Origin of the sequence: uncultured Paraglaciecola sp. (genome assembly GCF_937123705.1) — a bacterium.
Classification (GTDB): domain Bacteria; phylum Pseudomonadota; class Gammaproteobacteria; order Enterobacterales; family Alteromonadaceae; genus Paraglaciecola.
In genome coordinates, this window is sequence record NZ_CAKZKO010000006.1 from 1 (window position 1) to 22252 (window position 22252).

Here is a 22252-nt window from a genome sequence, read left to right on the forward strand (position 1 = left end):
CCAGAATCGCGCAAGCTCATCATTTCCATAAACAGATGGCGGTTCTTAAGGTCCAGGTTAATGTAATCATGCAAGTGCGCTACGCGCGGCGTTTCAGTGCGGCGATACCAATTACTAAACGCTGCAGTGAAAAACATTTCGGCACGGCCACCGTCTTCGATAGCCTCGCGAATATCCGCAAGCACATCTTCTAACGGTCGAGCTTTCGCGATCTTCTTAGGCTCAACAACAAGAGAACGCACAGATTCTAAAATCTTTTGTTGCTCTATCTTGCTGTATTGTGGGAATTGCTTCACTAACTGATCGATGTATTCGTTTAACATAGATTGTTCAAATGTCATGCTATTGTCCTTCTTAATTATCAAAAATTGATATTTGTTCATCATCTTCGGTTTGAATGTCGAGTTCCGCGCCGGTGCGTTCTCGATAAATTTTTGCGGCGTCGTGACGGCCAACCCTGGTTAGCTGCATTGCTAAACTCAAATTTCGATAGCGACCCATTTCAATTAACCCACGACTGGCCAACACATGGAGCCCTTTTCGAAAGTTAGACGGATCCAAATCGCCATCACGCGAACTTTCCACCATAGCCCGAACCTTCGAAACACCAATCGGACCCACTTTGTTTTTGCTTTCCAGAATAGCTAACACAAATAACGCATCTTTCTGGTTTTTAGATAATCGGTTTTTCTTCATTTCTTAATCACCTTTCGAGTGAATAACAAAATAACACTTAATCTATCGATCGCGTATCACTCAATTCTAAATCTGGGCACTTATCCACCATTTCGGTGGATGGCTTGGGGGTAACTTCCGCGGCGCAATCACATAAATAATTAAACTCAGCCAGGGAACAGGGGCGCCCAATACATTCGAGTTATCATCCATTTTCAACCCTCCGTAAATAGCCGCCCTTTAAGGGCGACTTATCCAGCATTAAAATAAACGAGTATTTAAGCCGGTCATTTCGGTAAAGGTGCGCTGCAGCATATCGGCATAGATGCCCTGTTCGTTGGCCAGTTCGTTACATTCAAACTTACGAGGCATATATTTAAGGCCGCGGACCGTGTAAGTGTCAGATGGGTTCAAGATGATTTGGATTTTATTGATGCCATCTTTTACATAGTGACGAGTGCGAGGAAGGTCAAACTGTAGGCCGCTTTCAATAGCAACCATATTTTTCGCGCCAGTCATAGCCACAAAGCGACCGCCGCCAAGTTGTTCAAGAATGGTTTTTGCAATGATTTGATTGTTAGTCATCGTGTTATCTCGGTTTTGGCCTTGGCACCTTGCCCGGCCTTCGAGATAAATAATAGGACTTTTCGTCCTACCTTGCAAGCATTTTCTTTCTTTAATTCTTTATTTATTTATTTCTTCATTCCAAATAAGCCCAAATCCGGCGCGCTCTGCCAGAATAGCCCACGCCGCGAAAGGGATTCGCTGCATGTTCGTTTTACGCCCTTCGGCTTTTGCTTTCTCGACCTCTACAGGATCAAAAGCGCACCATTTACGAACGCTTCTACCATCTGAAACCCCAACCAATGCCGCGGCCTGACTTCCCGTTAAACCGCACAGTCTTAAGATTTCGCGAACTTCTTCGCCTGTCGGTTGCGCCCAATCTAAACCAAAAGGGATTAGTGTTTCTGGGCGAATAATAGCATTTGTCATAATGGCACCATTTGGGGGCGGCAGTGCCGCCCTCTTTATCGTTAGTTGGCCAACAAGGCGCTTACGCCTCGCCAGCTTTTATATTGTTTTTCGACGGCTTCAAGGCTGGCGAACTGTTTAATCCCCAGACCACGATAAGCGCGACGACTGGCATTATCAGTAAACATTTCCCAATATTCACCCAAAGCATCCTCTTTGTGGCTAAGAGTCATCTTATTACCACGCGTTTCTAAATAGAATGTCTTGCTGTCTAACTGAATGATTGCTTTCATCGATTTATCTCGGTTTTGGCCTTGGCACCCTGCCCGGCCTTCGAGATAAACAATAGGACTTTTCGTCCTAAATTACAAGCAATTACTTTCTTTAATTCTTTATTTCGTTAATTAAAGCCGAGCAAAGTCGGCTTTTTAACTTATGCAGATAAGCGAACACGGCGCGTAAAATCCACCGCAATCACATTAGATTCCACCCTAACCGCCTCTAATGGCTCTTGAGGGGCATCAATGGACTCAGCCAAGCCGTAACACTCTAAAGCCTCGTTAAGCGCTTCCTGATTGAAATAAGCCGTAAAATGGTCGCAAAAATGATAAGGACCACTAACGTTAAACTCGTCATCACGATAAAAGCACGTAGCATCGTGATAATTGTTTTCATCTTTAAGCCATGCGATCACTTCTTCTGCAGTGGCCAGGTGATAGGCGTTCTCGTAGCTATCATCAATTTGCATTGATGATACGCGGCCAATAATGCCAACGGCACTATTTAAAATAGATTGGATCTTCTTGGTAGCATTTTTACGAATCGTTTTGTAAGCAGTCATCGAATTATCTCGGTTTTGGCCTTGGCACCTTGCCCGGCCTTTGAGATAAATAATAGGACTTTTCGTCCTAGCTTGCAACTGTTTTTTTTTGCGCCCAGAAGCGCACCCACAGAACCTACTTTCAAATGAGGACTCGCCCCGCAGGGATAAGCAAAGCACGAAGTGCAAGCGAAGCACCAAGCCGCTCGATGCGGTTCGATAGACCATGATACTTAATCGGCGCGGTTAGTTACACAGAACGTCGTTAAATCTCGCCTTACTCTCCTGCTAGACTTCGCGAAGCGAAAGAAGGCTAGGTGATAGGCTTAAATTAAATACGAAAGGTTAAGGATTGGTTCCACTAGATAATCGTAATACTCGAAAGGATGACGGTCGGATGACAAAAGGAATGTTCAGCGCAGCCAGCTATTGCGATAAGCCTAATCAAGAGTGATTGATTAAAGCTGGCTGTTGGGGCCCGTTAAATTGTGCCCTATGTAGTAAAGGAGATCGATGTAGTTCAATCACAATTTAATGGGAGGTACTTGATATATTATGTTTCTTTTTAATTTGGGGGAATGTGCGCTACTTATAGAAGGGATCATACGCCAGTTAATGGAGGGTAGTTTGAAAGTTATCCACAAGCATGACCAAAAACATCAAAAATACGTAAGGAAATAGACGTGTATTATAGCATTTTACTCGCTAAGTTGCTGTAAATGCGGGGATTATTTAACGGAAGGATCGAGAAAATCCGCAACTAAGCGGCATGTTTAAAATGGGGGACCTAATAGGGTATGTCGGCGCAGTCGTCTACTGGGCCGGGGTCAGACTCGCGAGACTTATACAGCGCCTTGATCTCTGCATGGCTAAAGCCCTGGTTCAAAAGGTTTAGCGTCTCTTCTGTCCGGTTCTGGGACTGCAGCGAAGCTAACATTTCAGTTATTGGCTTCGTCACACGTTCGAATTTAGCATGGCTGCGTTGCTTGTTGCGTTTATCTCTGACCTTATCATCCACTTTACGGTAACTATCTAACTGCTCTTGCTCTGGCGTTTTCTCAAGCTGTTTGATTTGCTTTCTTTGTTTAGCCTTGGCGCGTTGCACTGTCACAAACTGACCAAGACCCAGCATTTCAAAGATCACCATATTTAAACGTTTGATTGATGCTACACCACGATAAACAGGGCCGACATCACTGTCCTTTTCTTCTCTTTGTTCAAAAGAAAGGTAAAGGCCCGCGCGTTTTAAGCTGTAGATGCAATTATCAACCGTTCTTGATGGCATGTTAAGGCGATCAGCAAACAAGCTATTTTCACAGCGTTCTAACTTATGAGTGACTCGATCACGAACACCAACGAGGTTTGATGCTAAGTCATAATGAAGGATAGCCGTCGCTAAAACCTTCATGGTATTAGCGTAATGATCAGCCCTATCGCAAATTCGAGTTTTTAGCTTACTGCGATTTTGGATACTTTGAAGGACCTCAGTCGCCGCTTGCAACAACACATAAGGAAGTCGTTCGCTAACGTCATAACCAAGGCTAGATGATAGGTATTTCGCATTTTCTTCGGCGTTTTTCTTCGCCCATGCGGTTTTTTCTTGTTGCGAGTAGTCTCTAAACTCGTCAGCTAGGACTTTAGCCCTAGTTACAGATACATTTTCTTTCATACTGATGCTTTTTTTACCGTTTAAGGCTTGCAGCAATCAGGTACAACAAGTAAACTCTAATTTGTTATGTAGGGTTTTGTATTATGCCGCCAAACATTAATACACTTGTTATTGCCCGATTAAAGAACCCCGCTTTTGCGGGGTTTTTGCTTTTTAAACCTTTATTAATCTTCATCTTGCCCGCCTAAGTCGCCAAACCATAAGCCAACAAGCACTAAAACAACATTTCGCAATAAGCCTACCACACGATGCGGAAAGGATCACGCAGAAATGAACTGATTTTTTAACCGCCTTGATCTGTGCTTTCTTTTTCTTCGTCAAAGCCCTGCAATTGTCGAGCGGTCGCACTCGCCATTTTTATTACTAGATGCAATCCAGGATCGCAAACTTCACTATCATCGCTAACTGACTCGATATGGCGCAACAATGACGCCAAATTATCAAATGTACCGCTTTTAGTTCCGTCGTTTAAAGGATTCAAGCTCAAAATCTGTACTCCGATCGACTTTTATAATACTGTGTATTTATACAGGTGATTATGCACGTAAACCCTAAACCCATCAATACTATAATGTTTTGTGTTGATAGCCCTCGTTACTGCTTCATTGAGCAACTGGCCGATGTGGTCGCCGCGCGGCCTGGTTCTATCGAGTGATCGACACTTTCGACCAGCCATTCACCATTGGCGCTTTGTTTGTGATTTTTCAATATAAGAACCCCTTCGGGCATGATGCTCGTATCGAGGGGACGCGTTATCGATAACGTTCCATTACCGCGCTTAAGCTCGGCTAACTTGGCTTGTGCTGCAGTTTGGGCCGCTTGTTGGTTGGTGTGGTTCTTCCTGATCACGAACTGGGGTTCCCCACTGCCCGCCGTTTCGGCCACTTTCTCCTGGGCTGCTTCATCAAACCAATACGCAACCACTGATTGATAGTCGTCTTTGTCTTTGATGGTCACGCGGCCCGTGCTGTTCTCTGGGTCGCTTAACGTGACCGCGGGAAGCTCTTTCCCACTGACTGACTTTCCCGACTCCTTAGAGACGATAACAAAGCGATTCGCGGCCATCTTAAACAAACCATTACTTTCTTTAGCCAGGCGCGTTAATAGATTTACATCCGACTCACCTCGCTGATCGATATGCTCAAAGTGAATCGCGCCCATTTCATCCGACACCGCCGCTTGATAGCCATGTGACTGGGCTAATTGACCCGCTAAGGCGCCTAACGTTATATCGTCATAACTGGCGTCTCTTGGGGCTTTCAGTGAGCTTTTCATCTGGGCGGATTGAGCTTTGATGATCAACACATCAAATTCGAGTGGTTCCTCGATTTCATCCACCGTGTAAGTACCTCGATAAGACAGTTTGTCGTGATAGCCGATGTAAATATCAAGTTCGGCGCCCGTGGGCGGGACAGCGACCGCACCACCACGGTTATCGAGTTCTATCTCAGCGGTATCGTTCTCAAACCCTGCCGCATCATGGAGGGACAAACGAATAAGACGATCGGCCATTTTGGCGGTCACGTCTTGCTGATTGGCAATTATTTGGTACGCGGCTTGTTCCATTGTTCCCCCGCTTCCGTTTGTTGTTGGTTGGGTATCTTGGCGATTTCAAAAATACCAGGTAACAACATAAAAATGTTGTTACCTGTGACGGGCGTTAATCCCATAGCGAGACAGTGCTTTGATTTTCAGCGGGACCGAGATCGGGCAACTGAATCACTAAGCCAGCGGGCAAAATCGCCCCTAACTTGGCCAAGCGCGGATTTGCTTGTAATACCGCCTCAGTGGCACCAGGGCGACCGCTATAATATCGATGACAAATCGCATCGAGCATATCGCCTTGAGTCGTTCGATATTTGGTCGTCATTTGATTTCATCGTCTCCATAATCGCTAATCGTGATCGTACCTTTGATTTCAAGCGGTACACCGTTATCGAGAAATTCCCCTTCATCCGTATCGAGCTTTTCAAGGACCCACAAACCCAAATCAAGGCCCGAGCCTTTCGCTTGACCATTTACCCGCTTAAGGGCTCCCGCAATCAAACGTTGCGGCTTGCCTTGGTTGCCAATGGATTTAATATTGTCGATGATTTCTAAATCACTCGATGATTGCGGATAAATCGCAATATCAAAGGTTTTTGAATCACTGCCAGGGCCTTGGTATTGCTTGCCCGGTTTACGGCCGTAACGGTCGTATTGTCCCCATCGCCAGGACGACGACGTTTTTAATCGTTGGTATTGGGTGGTTGACATGCTGAATTGAAAATCACCCCACGCCATCATTACCGACATAAAACCCCCAAAACCGCCCGAAAGCGGTCTTTAATTCTTTATTTCATTAAATCATCAAGTATCAAACGCAAGCGTTCGACCACGGCGGGAAGCTTGACGATCCCGTTCATCCAATTGACGACGAACCTCAAGCGCAACGGCTTCGGCATCCATACCAGGCGCAGCGTGAACAATAATGTCACCGTACTGAATGGATGGGGCCACCGATGCCTTACCCGAGGCCGCAACCACCGGCGCCGTCGTGGGCGCTTGGGTAGTCTGGGCACCGATTGGGCTTTGTTCAAGAATAGCTGCGGGATTCTTAACCGCGGGGACTTGCTCCGCGACTTTCTTCACATTGGCGGCGACTTCAACATCACCACCGCCGAACAACATATCCCAGGCCGAACCTAGCGTGTTTTTAATGGTTTCAATCGGCGACAAGATCACCGACTTAATCCAATCCATCGCACCGCTAAACATCGATTTAACGCCATCCCAAAGACTCGAAAAGAATCCTGTTAACGGATCCCAGGCTTGCATAACCAAACCGATGGGCGAAAACATTAGAATCGATTTAATAAACTCCCACCCCATCGAGAAGGTGGATTTTAAACCGTCCCAGAGCCCCCCGAAGAATCCCTTTATCGGGTCCCAAGCTTGAACAATCAAACCAATGGGCGAGAACATCAGGATCGATTTCACGAACTCCCATCCAGACGAGAAAACCGACTTCACTCGATCCCAAAGTCCTGAAAAGAACGTCCCTAACGGCTCCCAATACTTCACCACTAAGGCAACCACAGCAATTAAGGCCATGACACCCGCAATCACTAAACCGATAGGGTTCGCCAGGAAAGCGGCATTTAACGCCCATTGGGCGGTGGTCATTACTACAGTACCCGCGGCAAGGGCTTTTTGTGTACCAGTGAACAACACCAACGCCGACATGGTCGCCAAGGTTCTAACCCGAGACATCGCCATTAAGGCATTCGCGCGCAGCGTGGCCGATGATGTTAGGTTCGTAGCAATGGCTTGCGCCTTTTGTGCTGCAGTCATCGCCACCGTGGCCACGGTAGACGCTAACGTCTTCACTCGGTTCGCCACCATTAACGTGGTGTTTTTTACTTGCTCACTGTTGAGCCAGGTTAACGCCTTTCGACCGCCGATTAACGCATCCGAAAAGCTTGCAAAGGCGAATCGAGACGCTATCGAGGCGGTTTTAAAGGCGATTAACCCCACCACCGCAAACGCGATAACCTGGGACAAGAACGGGAACGCCTCGATCAAGTGGCGCAACCCAATCGCCGCTTGGCCAAGTACATCAACCACCATGATCGCCGCCGGTGCGAACAGGTCACCAACCGCCGCCGATGTTGTGGCCACACGCTGGCTTAAGATCTGGAATGATTCCGATGTGCCCTTACCAATGGATTCGGCCATTTCTTTGGTGGTGCCCATTCCGCCTTTAAGGTTCTTATCCATTGCGGATATATTGCCGTTTAGCGTGTCGATTTCTGGATAAAGCAATTGGATCATGCTGACCGCTTCATCCGTACCAAACGCCTTTTTCAACTCTTGCGCTTCGACGGCATCAATCGTTTCGCCGTACTTGTTTCGCAACTGGCCGAGAATGTCCGGCATCGATAACAGCTGATCATTCGCATCGGTAAAGCTTAGGCCCAACTTATCGCCCGCCTCGGCTGCTTTGCCTAAAAACGCGCGGTATTTGGTGGCGGATTTACTGCCCGACATCGTGGCTTGAAGTTGGCCCAAGATCGATAACTGTTCAGAAAAGGGGACGTTTGCCGACGTGGCGGTCGCGCCTAAGTTCGAGATCGCCGCGCTCATTTGGGCGCCGTCGGTCTTAAATTGGCGCACACTGTTGGAAATGCCCGACGAAAAGTATTCACCAAATTTGATGTTTCGTTCTTCTTCGGACAGCTTGTCCCACCCTTCGATGGTCCCTGCAGCAAACTGGCTAAATTGCTTGCGATAAATACCGTAACCGGTGGCAAACAATGACGTCATTTCGCTTGTTGTCGATTTTGTGCCGGTTGCGGTTAATGCGGCGATCTTGGTGAACTCACCGACGGCCGCATCCGACAAAGAAGAAATACCCGACTTAATGTCGTATGACGCTTTGATAAAGTCTGACGTGGTCGTTCCCGCCCATTCGTCGGAAAACTCTTTCGCCTTTTTCGTGATGGCATCAATACCCGCCGCATCGATACCAAGGGATCCAATTTCCCCTTGAGCACTGCCGATCTCGCCGCTGGCATCCACGAGCTTTTTAATACCGAACATCGCCGCACCCACGCCCACAGCGTCGGCGGTCGCGGTCATTTTCATATTGCTATTGCGTTCGGATAGCTTAGACATTTTTTCTTGACGGGCGACCACGCCGTCGAGTTCTTTTTGTTGGGCTTTTAACTGGGCGTTATAACGTTCGGTTTCCTTGCGGATCTTACTGGTTGCCCCGTTTAGGTTTTTGGTCGAAACACCGGCTTGCTGCAGATTCGTTCTCATCTTCTGCAGTTGGGCGCTTTCGGCTTCATGCTGATTTTTGAGTTTTAACGCTTCTTTTTGCGCCGCTTTAAATTCGCGGGTCATCTTCGCGGTGGGCTTTTCTGCCGCTTGCATTTCTGCCGCCAGGCGTGACACGCGAGATTGAGCTTTATCTAATGCCTGGCTTGTTTGGGTGCTCTCTGTTTTCAGCTTGCGAAAGTGCTCGATGTCTTTCGACATGGCGCCTAACTTCTTAAGCTCCGCGCCGGTGGCTTTGATTTTGTCACCGGCTTTTGTGGTTTGGGTCGTCACCTTCTGAATGGGGGCGGTCAGTTTGTCCACCATGCCCATTACAAGATTAAGGCGCATATTGGTATCAGCCATTGCAACACCTCATAAACAAAAAAAGCCCAGCAACGCCATGTTGTTATGGCGCGCTGGGCTATTGTTCTTCGTTGGCCTTATTGTGGCGTTCGATGGCGATTTTGTGCCATCGCATCAATTCAACCAGCGACATGTTAGCGGTCGTCAAAGCGTCCCAACCGGTGAATATGAGATAAAGATCCGCTTCGAGCTCCATCACATCCGGCGGGGTGCTTATTCCATGAAAAAAGCGCACACCTCGTTCATCACCTTAACCAGATCGCTAGGTGACAACGTATCGAACTCGTTCGCGGTCATGTTGGAAATACGAGGGACCAGCGTTCGCTGGGCGGTCACATCCATACGCAAGACAGAAAACAACTCAAGACCACGCAGTTCGCCCGATTTCGGTTCACGTAGTTCGATTTGGCTGATTTCTTCTTCGGCGCGTTTAAGGGGTGTATTTAGAATGACTGGGACAGTTTTAGACATGTTCAATTCTCACAAAAAAGCCCCGACCATATGGCCAGGGCTGAATCTATTTAAAACCCTTTCGGGCGGGATTATTGGGCGAGGGCTTCGCGGATCGCTTGGTTGCGGTCTTTGCCGTTCACGCGGAAAATGTTGTTAGGCTTATCGATGAAAACGACTTCTTTCCCGTCGATTTCAAGCCCGTACACTTCCACCGCAATGGCAAATTTAAGCGCGGCTTCTTCTTCCGCTTTAAAATCGCCACCGTGTTCGTATGACTTCCAAAAGCCTTGTTGACGCACGACAACGCTTTTAATCGCGCCATCAACATCAAGGGCACCACGAACGATAAACTGTTCATCACGGCTTTCACGGTTGCCGACAAGGTCAATCACTTTCGAGTTGTATTCCGAAACGGTGACTTCACTTTCCAGTTTTTCCAACTTACCCAAATCGCGCTCGATGTCGCCCGCGTAACCGGCTAACACCATATCCGTGGTTTTCACCACCACTTTCGGCAATGTAAGCGTGTTACACACACCGGCGAAACTCTCGTCCTTAAAAAAGGCGTTAGTGTCTACAATGACACTTGGTAATCTAGCCACAAGGCCCCCTTATTAGCTGAAAATGGCTTCGTTATAGCGGTCGGTGACATGCTGACGGAAAGTCAGACGTTCAGCGACATCGTAGAACCCGAGATCGTAATCCCAGTACACCTGGGCCGTACCAATCGCGGCGATGTTGAGCTCTTTATCAAGCCAGCATTCGCCACCGCTGATCACTTCGCGAGACTTCAAGCGACGCAATAAGCTATTTACGCGCCCTTTCACGCCGTCCACGTAGGATTTAGTGACGTTGCGGTCCACCATTTCTTGGTGGGCGTACATGATGGAATCGCCGACGATATAGCGAATACGTTGATGCGGTAGCATGGTGCCGTTCGCGAGACGGTTGCCGTACAAGTACCAACCACCTTGTTGATTGACGATCACGCTGACGCGTTCCGAGTTGTAAAGGTTTGCTTTACTGGTTTTAGAGCCAATCGCGTGATCAATCGGCTCTGACGTACCCAGAATGCCGTAAATCTTGCGGCTCGATGGCGAATTCCAATAGCCTTCTTCGTTATCCACACGAACGATATGCCCCGCCACGGTTGCCGATGCTTTACGAGTAACTTCTTTCCCAGCTTCATCGAGTAGCTTAATGCCACAATTGACAAAGAATGCCTGGTCGTAGTTCTTCACTTCGTTGATCACATCGGAATAACCGTTCTCGGTGCCGTCGATGATTGGGATCGCGTTTAGCTTTTTGGCCACCGCTTCCATTTCGGCGCCCACGCCCACTTTGTGCGAGAACTCCGGCGCAATAATCAAGCGCGGGCGGGTGCCTAATTGGCTTTCGGCAAACAGTAGGGCTTTCAAACCGCCGTAACTGTTTGTGTCGTTGTCTAGCTGTCCGATCACGTTAGCGATTTCGACGCCTTCGTCCGCATCTTCGGCCACACGCACCACAATGACGATCGCGCCCGTTTGGCGATAGATGTCTTCAAGGGCATGTTTTAACGTGCCCGTGGTGCCCGCATTGGCGATTTGCTTTTCACTGTTGACCAGTGCCGGCTTATTCAGTGGGAACATATCAGCGTCGGCGTCGTCCGCCGTGGCCACTAAACCAATGACCGAAGCGGCAAGCACTTCGATCGGGCGGTTCATGTTCTCAAGGAAATACTGTTCCACGCCGTGTAAGTAGTCGGCCATGTATTAACTCCAATAAAAAAGCCCCAGCGAATGCCGGGGCGTGGTTTCAAAATTTAGGCACAAAAAACCGCTTTCGCAGCGTTCGTGCTTTCTTACTTTCGCGTCAATTAACTTTCAGACAGCAACGGATATCGAGCTTTAATCTCAGAAACCTTGCTCATCCAAGCTTCTTTGTAGCGGTCTGATTCTGAGTTGCTGCTTTCAAGCTCGTATTGCCACTCAATATAGAGCGGATCAGATTCGCGTTTGTACGCTTGTTGTCGCAGATCTGCATTTTGCTTCGATTCATATTCTTGCTGAGATAGTACCGACTCGATTTGCTCTGTGTTCATGCCAATGTTGAGCATAAACTCGCGGTTCGTGTCCGTGTACGCTTCGCCTTTAAAGATGTAGCTAAACATTTTGCCTCCGGAATGGCTCGTTGAATAACGCCCGTTTTAAGTTGTGTGAATTGGCATGTGACGCATGACCAAGCCACGATTGAATATTTTGATTAATCTCAGAAATACCGATTTCACCGCTTTCGTACTGCTTTCTGAGCTTCTTTAGCTTGCTCTTTATGCGCTTGACGCTGCATTTTCTGAGCAATCTATGACTTGAATAAATTCTATAGCCGAGGAAATCCAAAGCTCTGCCGTTTTGTTTTGCAATCGGAAAAACCTGCGTCTTGCTGTTGGTTTTAAGTCTGAGCATCGACCAAAGAAATGCTTCGATTTCTCGTCGCCACTTGTGAAGCTGCGCTTTGTCATCATGAATGATAGTAAAGTCATCCATATACCTAACGTAGTGCTTTGCTCTCAACGTGTGCTTGGCGAATCTATCCAGTTCATGCAAATACACATTAGCAAAAATCTGACTCGTTAAGTTGCCAAGCGGGATTCCCACGCCCAGCGCATCGCACGGGCTGTTATCTATAATGTAATAAAGCAGTGCAAGCGTTCGGTCGCAGCGTATTTTTGCTGCTAGTAGCGACTTCAAAATATGATGATCGATACTTGAAAAATAGCGGCTAATGTCCGCCTTCAAGGCGTACGCTTTACCGCTTTTGTTTTCCACTTTTCTGATAAACGCTTGGGCTCTATTGGCGCCTTTGTGTGTCCCTTTATTTCGCCTGCATGCGTAAGAGTCATAAATGTACGTCCTATCAAAGAGCGGTTCGATAATGTTGTATATCGCCCTATGAACCACTCTATCTCTAAAGTGAGGTGCGGATATTAAGCGGCGCTTTGGTTCAAATACATAAAAGTGATGATATGGCGACATGCGATACATATCCCACATCAGTTCATTTTGTATCTGAATGATGTTTTCTTCTAGGTTGTTGAAGAAAACGAGTGTCGCTGTCGATTTTGTTTTGCCTTTTCTGCATGAGTAGGCGGCTGACAGTAAGTTTTCAAAGTCAAATATCGCTTCGAATGTACACGCGATTGACGCATCAATCGGTGTTATACGTATTTCGGCCATTGCCGAGGTGAAAGCATCCTTTTCAAGGTCGCACTGACAGCACCCCGTAGGGTGGTTGCTTCTGGCGTTATCAAGAGCGGGGCGAAAACCGATGTTACTGTTCGAGTTCGACCGCGCATTGTTCAGATTGAGCGCACCCAGCCCAGCGTTCGAGCCATTGTTCCAGTTGCCCCCGCGAAGCGGGAATCGGTTCCGCGTATTCATAATGCTGCCACCTGTTTTTTAGTGTTTGCATTAACGGAACGTATCCAGCCGCCGATCATCTTTCCGAGTTCAACAAGTTGCTCAACCCATAGTTGATATTTTTTAATATCCAGATAGTGAAGATCTTTCGCAAGCCTCACGCGACGCTTGAGTATTGCGAGTTCAATATCAAGATCGGTGAGTGTCGTTTTCTTGTGATAGCGCTTAAACGCCGTAATGATTAATCGCTGAAGCTGTAGCATTGAAAGTCTAATTTCCGCGCCAAGAACGTGCCGTTCGTGTTTTGGAAATTGCTTTAACGCTTGATAGCCGTACATCATCATTTCTCGGCATTTTTCTTCAATGATTAGCGTTTTCAACGTTCCTCCTGTTTAAGATAAAAAGCGCACTACCGTGCGCCGTTCAAAGATTCAGTGTTCAGTTACACAAAGAAAGCGGGGCGAAAACCGACGGTACTGCCCGAGCCCGACCGCGCATTGTACAGATGGAGCGCACCCAGCCCAGCGCCCGAGCCACCGACCCAGCCGCCCCCGCGAAGCGGGACTCGGTTGCCATAGTTGCGGGCCCAGATACCACCTGTCACCGAGTTGGTCACTTCGGATTCAAGCAATAAGCGGCGCAGCAGTTCGATTTTCTGGTAAGTGGCGGATTGCGTAATGCCAGCCCAGTTAGAACTATTCATGTACGGGTAATCGTGACTATCATCATCAAGTGGCCCGTTGCGCTTTGTTACTGAATTGCTGAGGATTGGCGAGCCAACGTTGCCCGTGCCGCTCATGCTGTCGCTTGGTGAGTCGAAATAAGCGCCGTGTTTGTGCCAGTTTACTTCTGCAATTGATGGGTTATTATCCAGCGTTGTGATGATCTGGCCGTTTTTCAGTGTCATCTGATCAAGCCATTCCCACACATTGCCAACTAAATCCTGTACGCCCCAAGCGCCGTGATCGTGCGCCCAAGTATCCGGCCCTTTGCCTGTGTCAGTTCTGCCCGTTCCGCTAGCGTCACCCGGCGTTCCGTTATCGGCGCGGCGGGCGGTTTCTAGCTTGTTTTCGTGGCTGCGGCCATAGTTTGTGTTGCCGCGCGGCACCGTGTCATTAGCAAGCGACCACAGCGCGATAGCTGCCCACTCGTGAACGCTCATCATGTGCCAGTTCGCGCCCTTGTTTTCACAAAGCGCCTTGGCGGCATCGTAATTCACGGATGTGCGAGGCTGAACACCACCGACAACAGAGCACCCGCCGTTTTTGCCAGACGATGCGAGATGTTTAGCAACCAGCACCTCTCCCCGTGGCGCGCCGTTGGTTAAAAACATGGTCGGCGTGCCTTCGCCAAGCTGCAAGTCAATGCCATGCTTTGCAAGGATGGCGGCGTTTGCATCTTCATAATTGAAGCGCGGGATTCGCACCATGATGTTGGGGTTACCTTGATCGTCAATCAGAATAGTGTTGCGGCCGCCAGAAGCGTCCTCTATGGCTTTTTTGTGTCCTTCGATTGCGTGGTCCGTTAGTTCGTTAACCTTGTCGTTAAAGCCAGCTTCTGCTCTCGCGATGGCGTCATCGGCTTTCTTGTCTAGGTCGCCCATCTTCCCGGCTACCTCTTGAGCTAGGTCTTGTGATGCCTTTGTTTGCTCACTTGTGGCGGCAGTGAGGGCTTTTACTTCATCTTCTAAACTCATTGTATTACTCCATAGCTCTTAGTTTTTCGCTTAACGTTAAGTTCCAGTGTGCGTTTTTTATTACGCCAGTCTGTGCGTTAATTGAGTGAGTTGCGTTACTAATAAACTTATCTGCATACGCAGCAAGTGATAAGTCGGCTCCTGTGCCGATCACAGTGACCGAACTGGATGGCAACGCCTCCAGCACCAAATCAAAAGCGAGTAACAAAGGCACCGGGGCGGATTTGTAAGCCAGCGGATCGTCTTTATCCGACCACACTGCCAGCATGGTGCCATCTTCGAGCATAAAGCCGATTTCACGCACCCAAAATTCAGGGGAGCCATCGGCCAAAGCCGTGACGTGAATTTGATGATCGTTAACCCGCTCGCCATCAGCGATAGGGATACGCATTCGCTCATTAACTAGGCCCAGTTCCCCTTTGCTGGGTGTTCGGCCATTGTCGCCCAATGCAATATGGGTAATTTTGGCGGCCACCCCGGTGTTCTCGGCATTAAATACGGCGGCTAAGCCTCTGGTTGTGATAATGGGTATTAACGCACTCACACGATTGCCTCCATGTGTCGATAAATAACGGTATAACCCCAGCACACCACAGCCAGCCCACAACGGCTTGGCCGTGGGTTAGCATCAAGGTGCGGTTGCTGAGTGCTACGAGATAGCGAAAGCCCGGACGTGACTGAAACAGCTCCGATCCCGGCTTGACTGGCTAACGTTTCTTGCTTGGTGTTGGCCGTTTTTCGGGCCAGTGCCGCCATGCCTGATAAGGCCAGCGCCATTGCGATCCGATTCGGGCCAAACTTCGCCCCCACCTTAAATTCAAAGTGGCTTCGGGTGTTCTTGGAATTAACAATGGCCCGGCGGATCTGATCGTACATTTCAGGGTTCAGCACCCCTTCTTCACCGGGCGTGATGTTTTCATTTGCCCATGCCGTCACCTCAAAGGTGCCCGGCTCGCCTTCTGGGGCTTTTTGAAACCATTCCACCAAATCCGTGCTTACCCCCAAATCACTGAGGGCTTTCTCTACAGCGGGGCGGGTGCCCTTGGTTCGGTGAACATTGAGCGAGTTAGCCACCACACGGCGTTTGACTGTTTCAGGCCAATCCGTGCGCCATAAATCCACCGATAAGGCCCACGCCAAGAAAGGCAGCACCTCCAGTGGACATTCCCACGGGTTCCATAATGTGGCTATGGGGATTTCTACATGCTCGATCCGCGCCAGTGCCAGTTCCAAATCTCGTTCAAGATCGGACACACTAGGCGGCAATATTGAAACGGGTTCCATGCCTTCCCCCTTAATCCACCAATTCAAAGGTGGTTGTGATGCCCGTGCAGAACGGCGCTTGGATAGCGGAGCAAATCACATCCACCCAGTTATCCAGCTGCACTTCTTCCACCCCTTCCACCGTTAAGGCGGCATGAATAGCCGATTCCACCACACGGCCTTTAAACCGATGCAGGGCGGCCACATAATCCGCCAGCTGTTTGGTAGCAGCTTGATGCACCAACGCTGGATCAGGGCCAACTTTAATGAACAACTTGCCCGTTATGGCATAGGTCAACACCTCCGCCGCTTTCGGGGTTAATTTGTCCGTTAATGGCCTAAATGGTTGGGTATAAGCATCCACAGCATCAAGCACCGATTGAGTGGGCACCCCTTGGCCGCTATGGCTAAGAATGTGCAGATCAACCATCACCGGGGCCGGACTGGACACCGTGGCCGCTTTTACATCCGGGTGAGCACTCAGGGCATGGAACTCATACGCGCCATCTGGGCCAGCCACAGAAAGCCCCTCTGGGGATTTTTGCAAGCGATCACGATAAGCATCGTTACTTTCGCCCTCAATCCGCAGCACGGGCGAGCCATCAGGGTGCTTGTAATACGTCACCCCGATATGATCCAGCTCTGGGCCTTTGGCATACGCCAACATCAAGCCACGGGCTTGCTCGTTGGCATCTTGCCTGAGCATTACCTCTCGGTAAGTGTTCGCCAGCGTTACCCGATAAGCCGGATCGCTTGGGCTGGCATTTTCCAGCCCGGCTTTTTCGGCCACATCTTTGATAATGGCCTCATGATCCACCTGCTTGACAACATCAAGCGGCGGGAGCAAAGCAAGGTTAATCCCCTCAGCCATATTGCAGCCCCTCCATCGTTACCGGGTTGCCATCATCGAGAAAGCCCATAATGGTTAAGCCGTAATGGGCATCACCTAGCCTCTCGATCTGCATTTCCTTTAATTTAAAATCTTCCAGCCCATTGGCCGGGTTGTTTATGGCTTCCGCCAGCAACACATAAGCATTCATGTGGAATGCCTCATTGACGTTGCGATCAAGCAGTTCGTGCATACGCGAACCAAATTCACGGCGGCCCACCAGCGAACCCAGCGGCGTGTTAATCACATCACTGAGCCGTTGCCGCAGATAGGCGACACCGCCCAAGGCCGCGCCCGTGTCGCGGTGGGTTCCTGTTTTCATTTCGTGCTTTCTGCCTTTCGTGCTTTACTTGATAGGATGCTCGCCAGCACTTGAGCCACCACTCACAGCGGCTTTTGCATTGGTTTGGATTTCGTCCACCACCGCATTGGCTATGGCTTGAGCGATTTTATTAACCCAAGAGTGTTCACCCTCGGCTTTTGCGCCCAAGGCTTCAAACTCGCTGACAATGCGAGATTTAAGGCCGGATTTACTCAGTGCCATGCGGCCCCCTTATTTGCCTGCGGTCACTTGGCTGGAAATGTCACCGTGAGGTTTCCCGGTAAAGTGGCAAATGCACTCACCTGTCACCACCCCGGTGCCTTTATTCAGTTTTACTTTGCTGCCATTGGCAATGATTTCACCGCCCGCATTCACAGTGGCTTGGCCTTTACATTTCACGTTCACATCAGCGCCAGCATCCACCGTGGCGGTGCCTGTACTTGTCACCGTGATGTTCTGCTGGGTGGTAATATTCACATCACCCACGTTGACCACTTCCAGTTTGTGGGTGCTGCGGTTATGGCTGACTTTGGAGCCATCCCCAAAATGCACCAGATATTCATCAGGGTTGGTGCTGGGTGCCGGGAACTCAGCGTGGTAACTGCCGGGCAGTATTTCACCCAATGCCAGATCACCTTCACTGATCACCGTGACACCTTCGCCCACTTCTGGGCACCACCACGTTATGGCTTTGCCCGTTCTCATGGGTTTCCATTGCAGCCAGCCCGTGAGCTGCTTGCCTTTTGGCCCATAAGCCACCCGCGCCACATGCTTGGCCGGGTCAACTTCGGCAATCTTGCCCCTGATCACCATCTGGCCCACTCGTCGTTCCAGTTCTTCAAGCCGCAGCACTAAACTTTGATACTGATCCATGCGCTGCCTTACTCACTGGGTGAGGGTTCCGTTTCTGTCAGGGTGTAATCATCTTGATGGGCTGCGCCAATGTTTGGCGCTTCGCCGATATAAACATCAGTGGGCAGCCAGTCATCACCCAGATTGACTTCACCCAAGTGAAATTCTTGCTCCCATGACACCACCCAGCTTTCAAAGCCCAGTTTTTCACTGAACATGCCGGGGAATGCGGAAAGCTCCGCTGGCTGTTTGGCGTATTCCAGCCCCCAACGGTTTTCATTGACGATTTGCAGCACTCTGGCCGCAAAGTTGCGAATTTCGAGCTGTACCTTTTCGGTTTTCATACTCAGGATGCAGTGAGCGGCAAACTCAATGGTTAAGGCAAAACGCCCACCAGATACTTTTTTACCCGGTTTGATTTGCACCGCTTCCAACAACACCGCCGGGCTTGTTACCAAGGTTTTACCCTCCAGTAACTCCGGGGCATAGTCGTCCACCTGCTTGAGCATCGGCATGGCTTTCTTAATGCAAGCCACCTGCGCTTCATGTATCAGGGTTAAATCATCATCTTTCATGCTTTCCCTTCTTACTTTCGTGCTTTCTTGCTTTCGTGATTCACTGCATAGTTAAGTTCTTGCTCAATCAGGGTTTTGAATCTGTCCAGTGCTCGCCTGTCCAGCCGCCTGAATGCCTCAGTGGCTACGCTTTCAATTTCCACCCCTATCCGCTGGATCGGAAATCGTCCGGCCAGTTCTGGGCTAGGGCTTCGGTGGTTAGCTTTCCGGGTTCGGCTCAAAGTCATATAACCTTGCTCACGGTTACGCCGGGCACGAATCCACACGTTTTCTTCTGGGTTGTAGACACTGCGCAAAAATGCGCCTTCAAACTTACGTTTGCCGACTGTCACCCCTTTGCGGGTCTGCCGGGCCTTGCCTGCCAAATCCGCTGACATAGTTGCCACACCCATCCATAAGATGTGCGCTTTATCCATGCCCTTGCCCACACTACGCACCACCAAGCGAGGCTTGAGGTTCTTTTGTGGAATACCAAGTTGCTGGCTTAGCTCCCGCGCTACCCGGCCAGAAAGCCAGCGAATGGTTTTCCTTATGGCCCGTTCGCTGGCAACTTCCATTTGTTTGGGTGTCGCTTGGATCACTGCGGTAGCATTGCGGATGGCTTGGGCAAAGTTCATTTGAACTTCAACGCCACTTTCCGCCATCGTTCTGTTCTTCCTCGTAGTCCTGATCAGGTACAGGATCAGCCAGAACAATCACCATGCAGCCCGCCCCATCATCAAATGACTTGGAGGGCACCGGGTAATATTCCCGCTCATCCACAAAAATCCGCAGATCCTTGTTCAGCTCCGGGCATTCACTGCCCAGCACTGTCAAGGTGGGCACATCGGCCTTGAGGGTTAACCCGCCACGCTTGCCCTTGGTGATCACCTCTTGTTCTGGGTGGTCAAATACGCCTTTCATTTCAAGGCGCACCCCGTTGACTGTCACCATTGCGACGGGTTGACCTAACCGCCGGATGATCCGGCGGCTGGCCTTTTGGAACGGATCACGCATTAAGCGTTCTTAGTTCCGACTTTGAAGCCAACCACGGCACGGGGGGCCGCTGTTAAGCTGATTGTGTTGGATTGCGCTTCAAGCTCATGGCCTTTATCAAACTTCATGCGCTCAGCTTTGGCGTAATACGGTAAGCCCAAGGTGTTCACGGTTTCTTCGTAAGTGCCGGGGCCAAAGTAAGTGCGATACATACCGCGCACGCCTTCTGGCACCAGTAAGCCTTCGTTTGGCAATACGAACTCTTGATCGCCCACTTGGCCTTCGTATTCTTCCCATAAAATGCCACCGAAAGAGATCCCGCCAGTTACATCATCACGCAAGGCGCTGCCGCTGTCATAGCGTTCATACGCTCGCTTGAAATCGTCATTCACCATCAGCTCATCAATTAATTCTGGGCCAGCTAAACAACGGTAACGAGGGGCTTTAATAGCACCTTGGGCTTTTTTCGATTCACGCTTAGCCGCAATTAATTGGGTGCGTAAATCTTTGGTGAAATCCAGTGTTTTAACAAAACGAGTCATGCCAAACTTTTGGAACAAGTCCACAATCACTTCACCATCGTGATCCAGAATCTTGCCTTTAAGTGCGCCCATACGTTGCCATTCAATGGTGACATCAATAGAGCCGCGCATTCTGTCCAGTTCTTCATCGATCTTGGCTTGCACCATATCTTCACGGGTTTCACCGCCGAAAGGCTTAACATTCTGCGTAGACTCAGCCAGAACAGCCCCAGACATAGGCAAGTGAACCAATGGGAACGTTTCACCTTTGCGCTTGCTTGTATCCAGTGACGTGCCTTCACTGCCGCGAGGTTTCGCCGGAACCAAAATGATTGAGTTGTTTTTTTCAACGATGTTGACACTGGTTGTATCAATACGTTTTTCTTCAAACAAACCCAGCTCACCAATGCGGCCCGGTGTTTGTTCAGTGCGGTTGATTGACTCGGTAAGATTTTCAACCGTAAATAGTTCTTGAGTTTCGTCCATTCTGTTTCTCCGAACGGTAAAAGCAAAACGGCCAGTAATTCACTGGCCGCATTTAAGGGGTTAGTAACGAGGCGAATTAACGCACAATGATGTGGTTCGCTTTCAGCTGCTTAATCGCGGCGGTTTTCTCTGCATCGGTGATGCCATCAGGCCACACCAGTGATGAAGCTCGAACAGCGGTAAGGCGAGCATTCACCACGCCACTTTTCGTTTCAGCACTCGCATCCACGCCACGGAATAAGATGGCGGCGGCCACTTCACTGCCGTCACTGGCTGCGGGGGCCAGTTGTACCAGCTCTTTGCTGGCCGTAACTTCACCCAACACCGTAGCCGTTAAATATTTGCCACCACTTAACTGAGCATCATCACGACTCAAGCCGCTAATTTCGGTGAGAATATGACTCCCCGCATGTGTTTTTTCTTCAATCATCTTTTAGTTACCTTACGATTTGCCATGATGGCGCTGCCGTTGATTTTGGCGGCCTGCTTTTCTTTGCCGACCACCTGCCCTTCAATTTTGCTGCTGTCATCCGATGCCGCTTGCGCTTCATGGATGGCTTTGCCTGCCAGCCTCACCGGATCATCAAGGTGAGCCAGTAAAGCGGCGGTGCTGCCTTCAATGCCTGCCGCTGCACAAATATCTTTCAAGCCACTGGCTGCGGCGATCTGACGATCTGCACAGGCTTTGGTCACATCTGGCTTGAGCAAATTGGCTGCCAATTCAGGAAAGCCGGCACTGGCACACGCGGCGGCAATATCACCCGCATGTTCCAAGGCCGTGGCCTCTGTTTCCGGCGCTGGCTGCAACGCTTGGAATACATCCGGGCGCTGCTCTTTAATCGCTCCGATCATCACTTCGGCGCTGGCTTCGGTCGCGGCTGGCAACGTGACCGCTTTGGTTTTCTTGTCTGTCATTTTGTGTTTTCTCTCTGATAATTGACTGATCACGCCTTCAAGGCTGCCAAGTCGGTGGGCCATGCCCTGTTCCACAGCGTTCTGACCAATCAAAACGCCACCCTGTCCAAAATCGGACAATACCGTTTCACGAGTTACCCCCATGTTTCGGGCTACTCGATCAACAAATACATCCGCCATCTGATCAAGACGGCCTTGCCAATCGGCACGGCCTTCTTTGCTGGCTGGATCAAGGCGCTTTTTCGGGGATTGACTGGACACAAATTCCAATCGCTCCACGCCTTCATCCGTGTCTTTATAGCGGGTTAACGTGGCAACTACGCCAATTGAACCCACCATAGCCGTGGCATCAATCACCAACTCATCAGCGGCACAGGCTACCCAATACGCTGCACTGGCCCCCGTTCCACCCACATAAGCCACAATGGGTTTATCGCCACGGGCGGCGTGTATCATTTCCGCCAGTTCGTGAATGCCATCCGCTTGACCGCCGGGGCTGTCAATATTGAGCACAATGGCTTTCACGCTCGGATTGCTTAGGGCTTCGTTAAACTCTTTCGAGACTGACTGGGTAGACGAGCCGCGACGCCCAGCCTGACACCCTG

31 protein-coding genes are annotated in these 22252 nt (G+C 49.6%); all 31 read right to left on the bottom strand.

Annotated elements, in window-relative coordinates:
• Window positions 1-341 (bottom strand): hypothetical protein (locus Q0688_RS00965; protein WP_299071903.1); only part of this gene is annotated, 341 nt, incomplete at its 3' end.
• A 13-nt stretch (window positions 342-354) separates the two neighbouring features.
• Window positions 355-696 (bottom strand): hypothetical protein, encoded by a 342-nt coding sequence (locus Q0688_RS00970; protein WP_299071906.1) that lies wholly within the window; start codon window positions 694-696, stop codon window positions 355-357.
• A gap of 240 nt (window positions 697-936) precedes the next feature.
• On the bottom strand, window positions 937-1260 hold the full coding sequence (locus Q0688_RS00975) for a hypothetical protein (RefSeq protein ID WP_299071909.1): 324 nt from the start codon (window positions 1258-1260) through the stop codon (window positions 937-939).
• A gap of 99 nt (window positions 1261-1359) precedes the next feature.
• Window positions 1360-1668, bottom strand: coding sequence for a transcriptional regulator (locus Q0688_RS00980; protein ID WP_299071912.1), 309 nt, complete (start codon window positions 1666-1668; stop codon window positions 1360-1362).
• A 41-nt stretch (window positions 1669-1709) separates the two neighbouring features.
• Complete coding sequence (locus tag Q0688_RS00985) at window positions 1710-1940, bottom strand: hypothetical protein (RefSeq protein WP_299071914.1); 231 nt, start codon at window positions 1938-1940, stop codon at window positions 1710-1712.
• A 140-nt stretch (window positions 1941-2080) separates the two neighbouring features.
• The gene (locus Q0688_RS00990) at window positions 2081-2488 is read right to left on the bottom strand and encodes a hypothetical protein (protein WP_299071917.1); all 408 of its coding nucleotides are present in this window, start codon (window positions 2486-2488) and stop codon (window positions 2081-2083) included.
• A gap of 766 nt (window positions 2489-3254) precedes the next feature.
• On the bottom strand, window positions 3255-4136 hold the full coding sequence (locus Q0688_RS00995) for a hypothetical protein (RefSeq protein WP_299071920.1): 882 nt from the start codon (window positions 4134-4136) through the stop codon (window positions 3255-3257).
• Window positions 4137-4419: 283 nt separating this feature from the next.
• Window positions 4420-4623 (bottom strand): hypothetical protein, encoded by a 204-nt coding sequence (locus tag Q0688_RS01000; RefSeq protein ID WP_299071923.1) that lies wholly within the window; start codon window positions 4621-4623, stop codon window positions 4420-4422.
• 107 nt (window positions 4624-4730) lie between these two features.
• Entirely contained in the window at window positions 4731-5702 is a 972-nt protein-coding gene (locus Q0688_RS01005) for a contractile injection system protein, VgrG/Pvc8 family (RefSeq protein ID WP_299071926.1), read from the bottom strand.
• 94 nt (window positions 5703-5796) lie between these two features.
• Complete coding sequence (locus Q0688_RS01010; RefSeq protein ID WP_299071929.1) at window positions 5797-6006, bottom strand: tail protein X; 210 nt, start codon at window positions 6004-6006, stop codon at window positions 5797-5799.
• On the bottom strand, window positions 6003-6431 hold the full coding sequence (locus tag Q0688_RS01015) for a phage tail protein (RefSeq protein WP_299071931.1): 429 nt from the start codon (window positions 6429-6431) through the stop codon (window positions 6003-6005). The genes Q0688_RS01010 and Q0688_RS01015 overlap by 4 nt, the downstream gene beginning before the upstream one ends.
• A 54-nt stretch (window positions 6432-6485) precedes the next feature.
• Complete coding sequence (locus Q0688_RS01020) at window positions 6486-9302, bottom strand: phage tail tape measure protein (protein ID WP_299071933.1); 2817 nt, start codon at window positions 9300-9302, stop codon at window positions 6486-6488.
• A gap of 213 nt (window positions 9303-9515) precedes the next feature.
• Window positions 9516-9773 (bottom strand): phage tail assembly protein, encoded by a 258-nt coding sequence (locus Q0688_RS01025; protein WP_299071935.1) that lies wholly within the window; start codon window positions 9771-9773, stop codon window positions 9516-9518.
• 71 nt (window positions 9774-9844) lie between these two features.
• Window positions 9845-10357 carry a phage major tail tube protein gene (locus tag Q0688_RS01030; RefSeq protein ID WP_299071938.1) on the bottom strand — a complete coding sequence of 171 codons (513 nt, stop codon included), beginning with the start codon at window positions 10355-10357 and terminating at the stop codon, window positions 9845-9847.
• 12 nt (window positions 10358-10369) lie between these two features.
• On the bottom strand, window positions 10370-11506 hold the full coding sequence (locus tag Q0688_RS01035; protein ID WP_299071941.1) for a phage tail sheath C-terminal domain-containing protein: 1137 nt from the start codon (window positions 11504-11506) through the stop codon (window positions 10370-10372).
• A gap of 107 nt (window positions 11507-11613) precedes the next feature.
• Entirely contained in the window at window positions 11614-11907 is a 294-nt protein-coding gene (locus tag Q0688_RS01040; RefSeq protein WP_299071943.1) for a hypothetical protein, read from the bottom strand.
• Window positions 11900-13174 carry an RNA-directed DNA polymerase gene (locus tag Q0688_RS01045; protein ID WP_299071946.1) on the bottom strand — a complete coding sequence of 425 codons (1275 nt, stop codon included), beginning with the start codon at window positions 13172-13174 and terminating at the stop codon, window positions 11900-11902. The genes Q0688_RS01040 and Q0688_RS01045 overlap by 8 nt, the downstream gene beginning before the upstream one ends.
• The gene (gene avd / locus Q0688_RS01050; protein ID WP_299071949.1) at window positions 13171-13533 is read right to left on the bottom strand and encodes a diversity-generating retroelement protein Avd; all 363 of its coding nucleotides are present in this window, start codon (window positions 13531-13533) and stop codon (window positions 13171-13173) included. The genes Q0688_RS01045 and avd overlap by 4 nt, the downstream gene beginning before the upstream one ends.
• Before the next feature lie 62 nt (window positions 13534-13595).
• Window positions 13596-14849: an SUMF1/EgtB/PvdO family nonheme iron enzyme gene (locus tag Q0688_RS01055; protein WP_299071952.1), complete on the bottom strand. Its 1254-nt coding sequence runs from the start codon at window positions 14847-14849 to the stop codon at window positions 13596-13598.
• Between the two features lie 4 nt (window positions 14850-14853).
• Window positions 14854-15393, bottom strand: a complete 540-nt coding sequence (locus tag Q0688_RS01060; RefSeq protein ID WP_299071954.1) for a phage tail protein — start codon at window positions 15391-15393, stop codon at window positions 14854-14856.
• Window positions 15390-16133 carry a phage tail protein I gene (locus Q0688_RS01065; protein WP_299071956.1) on the bottom strand — a complete coding sequence of 248 codons (744 nt, stop codon included), beginning with the start codon at window positions 16131-16133 and terminating at the stop codon, window positions 15390-15392. Before Q0688_RS01065 ends, Q0688_RS01060 begins: the two co-directional genes overlap by 4 nt.
• Window positions 16134-16143: 10 nt before the next feature.
• Entirely contained in the window at window positions 16144-16983 is an 840-nt protein-coding gene (locus Q0688_RS01070) for a baseplate J/gp47 family protein (RefSeq protein WP_299071959.1), read from the bottom strand.
• On the bottom strand, window positions 16976-17323 hold the full coding sequence (locus Q0688_RS01075; protein WP_299071962.1) for a hypothetical protein: 348 nt from the start codon (window positions 17321-17323) through the stop codon (window positions 16976-16978). Before Q0688_RS01075 ends, Q0688_RS01070 begins: the two co-directional genes overlap by 8 nt.
• Window positions 17324-17347: 24 nt before the next feature.
• Window positions 17348-17545 (bottom strand): hypothetical protein, encoded by a 198-nt coding sequence (locus Q0688_RS01080; protein WP_299071966.1) that lies wholly within the window; start codon window positions 17543-17545, stop codon window positions 17348-17350.
• A gap of 9 nt (window positions 17546-17554) precedes the next feature.
• Window positions 17555-18196 carry a phage baseplate assembly protein V gene (locus Q0688_RS01085; protein WP_299071969.1) on the bottom strand — a complete coding sequence of 214 codons (642 nt, stop codon included), beginning with the start codon at window positions 18194-18196 and terminating at the stop codon, window positions 17555-17557.
• Between the two features lie 8 nt (window positions 18197-18204).
• A complete protein-coding gene (locus tag Q0688_RS01090) occupies window positions 18205-18750 on the bottom strand; it encodes a hypothetical protein (protein ID WP_299071972.1) in 546 nt (181 codons plus the stop codon).
• An 11-nt stretch (window positions 18751-18761) separates the two neighbouring features.
• Window positions 18762-19394: a hypothetical protein gene (locus Q0688_RS01095; RefSeq protein WP_299071975.1), complete on the bottom strand. Its 633-nt coding sequence runs from the start codon at window positions 19392-19394 to the stop codon at window positions 18762-18764.
• The gene (locus Q0688_RS01100; protein ID WP_299071978.1) at window positions 19375-19746 is read right to left on the bottom strand and encodes a hypothetical protein; all 372 of its coding nucleotides are present in this window, start codon (window positions 19744-19746) and stop codon (window positions 19375-19377) included. The genes Q0688_RS01095 and Q0688_RS01100 overlap by 20 nt, the downstream gene beginning before the upstream one ends.
• A complete protein-coding gene (locus Q0688_RS01105; RefSeq protein ID WP_299071982.1) occupies window positions 19746-20732 on the bottom strand; it encodes a major capsid protein in 987 nt (328 codons plus the stop codon). Before Q0688_RS01105 ends, Q0688_RS01100 begins: the two co-directional genes overlap by 1 nt.
• Before the next feature lie 76 nt (window positions 20733-20808).
• Window positions 20809-21162, bottom strand: a complete 354-nt coding sequence (locus tag Q0688_RS01110; RefSeq protein WP_299071985.1) for a head decoration protein — start codon at window positions 21160-21162, stop codon at window positions 20809-20811.
• On the bottom strand, window positions 21159-22252 hold a 1094-nt coding region (locus Q0688_RS01115; protein WP_299071988.1), incomplete at its 5' end, for a S49 family peptidase. The genes Q0688_RS01115 and Q0688_RS01110, both read right to left, overlap by 4 nt.

Excerpts from the sequence above, each read along its gene's own strand:
- Q0688_RS01085 (WP_299071969.1), bottom strand. The coding sequence starts at position 18,196 with ATGGATCAGTATCAAAGTTTAGTGCTGCGGCTTGAAGAACTGGAACGA.
- Q0688_RS00980 (WP_299071912.1), bottom strand. The coding sequence starts at position 1,668 with ATGACAAATGCTATTATTCGCCCAGAAACACTAATCCCTTTTGGTTTA.
- Q0688_RS00990 (WP_299071917.1), bottom strand. The coding sequence starts at position 2,488 with ATGACTGCTTACAAAACGATTCGTAAAAATGCTACCAAGAAGATCCAA.
- Q0688_RS01080 (WP_299071966.1), bottom strand. The coding sequence starts at position 17,545 with ATGGCACTGAGTAAATCCGGCCTTAAATCTCGCATTGTCAGCGAGTTT.
- Q0688_RS01040 (WP_299071943.1), bottom strand. The coding sequence starts at position 11,907 with ATGTTTAGCTACATCTTTAAAGGCGAAGCGTACACGGACACGAACCGC.
- Q0688_RS01010 (WP_299071929.1), bottom strand. The coding sequence starts at position 6,006 with ATGACGACCAAATATCGAACGACTCAAGGCGATATGCTCGATGCGATT.
- Q0688_RS01015 (WP_299071931.1), bottom strand. The coding sequence starts at position 6,431 with ATGTCGGTAATGATGGCGTGGGGTGATTTTCAATTCAGCATGTCAACC.
- Q0688_RS00985 (WP_299071914.1), bottom strand. The coding sequence starts at position 1,940 with ATGAAAGCAATCATTCAGTTAGACAGCAAGACATTCTATTTAGAAACG.
- Q0688_RS01100 (WP_299071978.1), bottom strand. The coding sequence starts at position 19,746 with ATGCGTGATCCGTTCCAAAAGGCCAGCCGCCGGATCATCCGGCGGTTA.
- Q0688_RS01105 (WP_299071982.1), bottom strand. The coding sequence starts at position 20,732 with ATGGACGAAACTCAAGAACTATTTACGGTTGAAAATCTTACCGAGTCA.
- Q0688_RS01065 (WP_299071956.1), bottom strand. The coding sequence starts at position 16,133 with ATGGAACCCGTTTCAATATTGCCGCCTAGTGTGTCCGATCTTGAACGA.
- Q0688_RS00995 (WP_299071920.1), bottom strand. The coding sequence starts at position 4,136 with ATGAAAGAAAATGTATCTGTAACTAGGGCTAAAGTCCTAGCTGACGAG.
- Q0688_RS00975 (WP_299071909.1), bottom strand. The coding sequence starts at position 1,260 with ATGACTAACAATCAAATCATTGCAAAAACCATTCTTGAACAACTTGGC.
- Q0688_RS01020 (WP_299071933.1), bottom strand. The coding sequence starts at position 9,302 with ATGGCTGATACCAATATGCGCCTTAATCTTGTAATGGGCATGGTGGAC.
- Q0688_RS01025 (WP_299071935.1), bottom strand. The coding sequence starts at position 9,773 with ATGTCTAAAACTGTCCCAGTCATTCTAAATACACCCCTTAAACGCGCC.
- Q0688_RS01095 (WP_299071975.1), bottom strand. The coding sequence starts at position 19,394 with ATGGCGGAAAGTGGCGTTGAAGTTCAAATGAACTTTGCCCAAGCCATC.
- Q0688_RS01110 (WP_299071985.1), bottom strand. The coding sequence starts at position 21,162 with ATGATTGAAGAAAAAACACATGCGGGGAGTCATATTCTCACCGAAATT.
- Q0688_RS01090 (WP_299071972.1), bottom strand. The coding sequence starts at position 18,750 with ATGAAAGATGATGATTTAACCCTGATACATGAAGCGCAGGTGGCTTGC.
- Q0688_RS01055 (WP_299071952.1), bottom strand. The coding sequence starts at position 14,849 with ATGAGTTTAGAAGATGAAGTAAAAGCCCTCACTGCCGCCACAAGTGAG.
- Q0688_RS01075 (WP_299071962.1), bottom strand. The coding sequence starts at position 17,323 with ATGAAAACAGGAACCCACCGCGACACGGGCGCGGCCTTGGGCGGTGTC.
- Q0688_RS00970 (WP_299071906.1), bottom strand. The coding sequence starts at position 696 with ATGAAGAAAAACCGATTATCTAAAAACCAGAAAGATGCGTTATTTGTG.
- Q0688_RS01045 (WP_299071946.1), bottom strand. The coding sequence starts at position 13,174 with ATGAATACGCGGAACCGATTCCCGCTTCGCGGGGGCAACTGGAACAAT.
- Q0688_RS01035 (WP_299071941.1), bottom strand. The coding sequence starts at position 11,506 with ATGGCCGACTACTTACACGGCGTGGAACAGTATTTCCTTGAGAACATG.
- Q0688_RS01005 (WP_299071926.1), bottom strand. The coding sequence starts at position 5,702 with ATGGAACAAGCCGCGTACCAAATAATTGCCAATCAGCAAGACGTGACC.
- Q0688_RS01070 (WP_299071959.1), bottom strand. The coding sequence starts at position 16,983 with ATGGCTGAGGGGATTAACCTTGCTTTGCTCCCGCCGCTTGATGTTGTC.